Source organism: Enterobacter cloacae complex sp. BZL2005, assembly GCF_049238885.1.
GTDB lineage: Bacteria > Pseudomonadota > Gammaproteobacteria > Enterobacterales > Enterobacteriaceae > Enterobacter > Enterobacter roggenkampii.
On sequence record NZ_JBMKGI010000034.1, the window covers coordinates 1 to 5,457 of the forward strand.

General features: G+C 46.4%; 6 protein-coding genes. All 6 read left to right on the top strand.

The features are described 5' to 3' along the window. A partial coding sequence (locus tag ACOTXI_RS24010) for a type VI secretion system Vgr family protein (RefSeq protein WP_421766149.1) occupies positions 1-921 on the top strand: 921 nt, incomplete at its 5' end. 11 nt (positions 922-932) lie between these two features. Then, a complete protein-coding gene (locus tag ACOTXI_RS24015; RefSeq protein ID WP_008503526.1) occupies positions 933-1,727 on the top strand; it encodes a DcrB-related protein in 795 nt (264 codons plus the stop codon). A gap of 2 nt (positions 1,728-1,729) precedes the next feature. Continuing rightward, on the top strand, positions 1,730-2,992 hold the full coding sequence (locus tag ACOTXI_RS24020; protein WP_008503525.1) for a polymorphic toxin type 46 domain-containing protein: 1,263 nt from the start codon (positions 1,730-1,732) through the stop codon (positions 2,990-2,992). Beyond that, positions 2,985-3,365: an immunity protein Tsi6 family protein gene (locus ACOTXI_RS24025; protein WP_087855425.1), complete on the top strand. Its 381-nt coding sequence runs from the start codon at positions 2,985-2,987 to the stop codon at positions 3,363-3,365. The genes ACOTXI_RS24020 and ACOTXI_RS24025 overlap by 8 nt, the downstream gene beginning before the upstream one ends. A 36-nt stretch (positions 3,366-3,401) precedes the next feature. Beyond that, the gene (tri1, locus tag ACOTXI_RS24030) at positions 3,402-4,502 is read left to right on the top strand and encodes an ADP-ribosylarginine hydrolase Tri1 (protein WP_032623154.1); all 1,101 of its coding nucleotides are present in this window, start codon (positions 3,402-3,404) and stop codon (positions 4,500-4,502) included. 364 nt (positions 4,503-4,866) lie between these two features. Further along, complete coding sequence (locus ACOTXI_RS24035; protein WP_237716813.1) at positions 4,867-5,304, top strand: hypothetical protein; 438 nt, start codon at positions 4,867-4,869, stop codon at positions 5,302-5,304. Positions 5,305-5,457 lie beyond the last annotated feature (153 nt).

Below are 5,457 nucleotides of genomic sequence, written 5' to 3' on the forward strand. Positions count from 1 at the left end.
ATTCACCGGACCGATTTCACGGTCATTCCGTCGGCGGTGGTCTACCGTCCGGCGCAGACCACGGCGTGGCCGCGCACCTACGGCCCGCAGACCGCGAAGGTGGTGGGCCCGAACGGCGAGAGTATCTGGACGGACAAATACGGCCGCGTGAAGGTGAAGTTCCACTGGGACCGCCTGGCGAAGGGCGATGACACCAGCTCCTGCTGGGTGCGCGTGTCGAGCGCGTGGGCGGGCCAGGGCTACGGCGGGGTGCAGATCCCGCGCGTGGGCGATGAGGTGGTGGTGGACTTTATCAACGGCGACCCGGACCGTCCGATCATTACCGGTCGGGTGTACAACGACGCGAGCATGCCGCCGTGGGCGCTGCCGGCTGCGGCGACGCAGATGGGCTTTATGAGCCGCACGAAAGACGGTTCCGTGGACAATGCCAATGCCCTGCGGTTTGAGGATAAAGCGGGCGCAGAACAGGTATGGATCCAGGCCGAGCGCAATCTGGATATTAACGTCAAAAACGACGAAACACATTCTACTGAAAAAAATCGAACCCAGTTCGTTGGCGAAGATGAAACCTTACGGGTAGCGAAAAATCAGAAATCAGGGATTAAAGGCGATGTGGTATGCCTGACGGGGAACAGTCGAAACGATAAAGTCGTTAATAATTTTATACTTTCCGCAGGAAATACGCTGAGACTGGAATGTGGTGAAAGCGCCATCGAGCTATCAAAAGACGGCAGCGTCCATATCATTGGTAATAATTTTAACTTTACTGCGAAACAGAACGCGCAAATTAATACGCTTTCCGGCGAATTACATTTGAACCCTGATGATGGACAAAATGTCATCGATCCGCCTGGCGCATCCCTTCAGGGTGAAATCCAGCAGGAAGTGGATAGTTTTTTTGTTATTAATGGCAATAAATAAGAGTAACCCGAATGGCTGAATATATTCTTCAGGAAGCATCCCTTGCCTTACCCGATGTATTTAAAGACAGAACCATGAATTTATTTACCCTGAGTGATAACGGAGCCAGCGAGTTTACTTTTGTTGTTTCTCGTGCGAGTGCTAAAAACGAAGATAAAGTCCATGATGCGGCAACTCGTTTGGTACGTGAACTGGAAATTACGGTGCCCGACTTTCGTCTCGAATCCTCGCAGATGACCTCTGTTGATGGTCTCCCGGCAGTTGAGCTTTTTTATCAATTCAAAAATGATAATGCGATCATTTTCCAGAGGCAGACCGTTATTTTGCTCGGTGACCATCCTGGCGGCCAAAAGATGGTGTGTTATATCGGTACTTGCCCGGGCGAGTTTAGCGATTATTATCATAATCAATATCAGGAAATTATCCGCAGTATTAAGTTCCACAAACCGGCTCAGACTGAAACTAGAGAAATGCTCGCTGCCGACAGCCAGGGGCCATTTTTTGCGCTTGATAGTGAGAGTAAGGAATTGAGTGTCTTTGAAAACATTCAGGAACTGTATGGACATCTTTCGCTTCAGCGGGCGAAAGAGGGGCAATATTTGCTTTTTGAAAAACAGGGTAAACCACTCAGTATTGCACCCGTTCCGGGGAGCCAACCCCTTCGTTACGCGCTGTGGACGACTTTCGCAGACAAATCACATCACCTACTTTCACAGCTTTCCGTATGCCGCCAGGTGTCTGGTTCTGACCCGCTTGATACAGCCGACCGGATCCGTAAGTATCTGATGGCACAGCGAGCCGAATAGCCATGTCCGAATGTCAGGCTGCTCGCGTAGATGATGAGATTGCACATACAGCCTCAAAAGGATGGATGATTGCAGGATTGGTGGGCGGGGCCATTCTGGGCGCAGCTGCCGTTGTCGTCACCGGAGGGACCGCGCTGGTTGCTGTTTCTGCCGTTGCGGCTGGGGCATGCGCTGCGGGTGGGTTGGGTGAGCTCCTCGGCAGTATGTCATGGGCTCCACGCCATACTACCGGTACGCTAAAAGAAGGTTCACCCAATGTTTTTATCAACAGCCGAAAGGCGATCCGCGCTCACCTGTCAGCCGGAGAGTGTGATGAGCACAGCGGTAGCCTGCAACGGGTTGCGGAAGGTTCGATAAAAGTTTACATCAACAACTTTCCCGCCTCTCGCACAGGCGATAAATTGACATGCAGCGCTGAGATTAGTCAGGGATCGCGTAATGTTATTATCGGTGGAAGCAAAGTTCAGACCGATGAAATAAGTCCTGAAATCCCGGAATGGGTGAACTGGACGATGCTCGCCGTTGGTGCCGGAGCCATGGCGGTGCTGGCCAGTCCGGCAATCGCACTTCTGAGTACCCTCGGTGCGATGGGCGGTGGGACAGTCGGTAGTTATGCGGGGGGAATGCTGTTTGGCGAAGGTAGCGACGGTCAGAAATGGGGGATGCTGATCGGCTCGGTTATTGGCGGCGGGGCTGGCATGAAAGGCGGGGCAAGGTTTGATGCGTGGCGGGCTGGTAAGCCTGTTCTCGAACCGGTTAAGCCAAATATTTCGGCCCGAAGAGCTGAACTTAATGAAAAATTTGGACGCACGGGCGATCTTAATAGAGATATTAATATCCGTGCAAATCAAAAAATTGTTGATGATTTTATGCGTTCTCAGGGTGTTGAAGAAAGTAAAATACCAGCTTATCGCAGCGGTATAGATCTTGAACAGAGAGTGACAATTGAAACAATCAATAAAGGCAAAATAGCTTATCAGAATCAATCCCCAGGGAATTGGCAAGGAAACTGGTATTCTCTTGACGAATCGACCCCTGCCACAAAACTAGGCATTAACCCAGAGGGACAGGTCAGGGATACGGGGTTAATTGTTCCTAAAGAAGTAAAAGCTTATCAAGCGCAACAAAAAGTTGAGATGCTTCGAAGTAGTGCCACACCAGCCTTGGACACCTGGTCTGTACCAGACAAACCTTTCCAGACAGAAGGCGGTGGGATACAATGGTTTACCACTAAGCGTGATATTTGGACTCCATATAATGAATAACATGACAGCTCTAAATTATGTTGAAAAAGCATTAACTTTAGCAGAAAAGAGATATGCTGAGGTAAAACATCTCAACTCCCACTCCCCACTTTTACAAATGTACGATTCTATTGTACAACAATTAATATTTCTACGGGATTTAATCGAAGGCAAGGAAAAGGATAAAGCAAAATTATGGAAAATGACTTTCGGTATGTATGCAGCAAAGGAGTTTGATAATTCTGATGAGTTGTTTTTTGAAAGGTTGTCGGATGCCTGGTTTATTGTGGATCAAATCCGCCGAGGGTTAAAGGTTAGACTGCCGCATGAGGTTGATGCCAATTACAAAATGAAACAACATAATCTTAAAATGAAATATCCTGGTGAATTTTAGGGTTTGATATTAAAAATATTTTATTATGGGTGAATGGTGATAGACTTACATGCTAATTTGAATGTATTGTTAAAATATGTAGATATATATCGTAAGTACTTACCTGTTAGCAGTCTTTCAGTCCAGCAGAAGATGCAGTATAAATATAATGATAAACTATTAGAATCATCTTTTGATTGCGATGCACAAAAACAATGGGACTTAACACCACAATGTAACATCTCACTCGCGGAATCACGGGATCGTGCTGTCGGTGCGCTTATAGGTCTTGCTGTTGGAGATGCTGTAGGTACGACGCTCGAATTTTTACCTCGTGACAAAGCACATGTCAAAGATATGATAGGTGGTGGGCCATTTCGACTCCGCGCAGGTGAATGGACGGATGATACATCCATGGCATTATGTCTTGCGGAAACGCTTCTTGAGAAAGGTGATGCTGATACTATATGCTTCAGGAATAAGCTTCTGGAATGGCATCGGCATGGTTATAACAGTTCAAATGGCATCTGTTTTGATATAGGAAATACAACTCGGTTTGCTTTAGAGCAATATTTAACTGTTGGTCCTGGGTGGATCGGTAATACAGCACCAGAAACTGCAGGTAATGCTTCCATTATCAGGCAAGCACCTGTCTCTATTTTTTTTAGAAAATCATTAAGCAAAGCGTTTTATGAAGCTAAAAAACAAAGTATCGCAACACACGGTGCCGCGGAAGCAATAAATAGCACACAGTATTTAAGTTATTTGCTTGTGCATATGATTAACGGTAGCAATAAAGATTTTGTTTTTTCTCCGCACGTTATGCCGCTTCAGCCACGCGTAATGATTATCAACGCGGGTGAATATAAGCAAAAAACTCGCAATCAGATTCGTTCAAGTGGTTATGTTATAGATACGCTTGAGGCCGCGATGTGGTCGGTATGGAATACGGATAATTTCCGCGATGCAATTCTACTGGCCGCCAATCTTGCCGATGACGCTGACAGCGTTGCGGCGACGGCGGGACAAATAGCTGGAGCATTATATGGTTATTCCGGTATTCCGCAGGAGTGGAAAAACAAACTCGTGCAGCACGAACGTATCGCCAAAATGGCAGGTGAACTGTTCGATAGAGCTCCAGAGGATAATTTCTTATAATTATATTAGTCATCTGGCACGGGTATTGTACCGTGCCTCTTTCTTTGTCTGTACCTAATGGTTTGTTAGTTAAAAGCGTCCCGGCGTGTCAAAAATTGGACAATACAGATTCTTCGAGAAGAGAAGATGTGGTGACCATGGTTTGTGGATAAAGAAAATTATATTGAGTTGGGTTGAATTAATGGTGTCACTGATATAGTCAATCAGCGGTTCTGGCCAATATTACGCCTGGTAGCAAAATCTATCGCCGCGTTAAGCTGTATCTTGTTGTTTTATGGTATTTGGTTTGGAAAAGGAGTGTGATGCGAAGTGAGATGACGACACGACGATGCCTGGAGAACAACATGTATAAATGTGGTACGTTATGATTCAATGGCTTTTCTTTATTCTCTTTATGATTTGGACACTAGCGCTTATTTGGAATGGAAAAGACTTATTCAGTAAAAAACAATGGTTCCTTGCTGGGTTGATGTTCGTTCTGGTGTTAGTGGCTACGGTTGTTATTGGTTTTACGTTGAAATGGCTCGCTCAGTCAATGTCATTATTCTCCGTCGCAACGGCGAAACACTATTCGATTATCTTTTCCATGTCTTTCCTGTGCGTATGGGGACTAAAAGTTACCGTTGTGCTGCTCTGCACGATCTTTTCCGGGATTACAGGAGGGCACAAAAAATACAATGCTGAAAATTATGAAGCAATATCGTCTATAACACGCGTCGTTGCGCCTTGCCTACTTATCGTTGCTAAAAGCGTAGTTTCCCTGGGGAGCGTCCTTATGTTTTCAGGTTTATGGCTTAAATAAGCACGATTTAAAAAATATCTCAATGAACACCGAGATTAGTCCATAGTGGAATAAAGATTATGCTCAACCGAATTACCGTTCAGCTCCCGGTGGAGGGGCTTCTGTTCTGGAAACTGACGGGCCGCGAGGCGATGTCCGAGTCGTTCGCGCTGA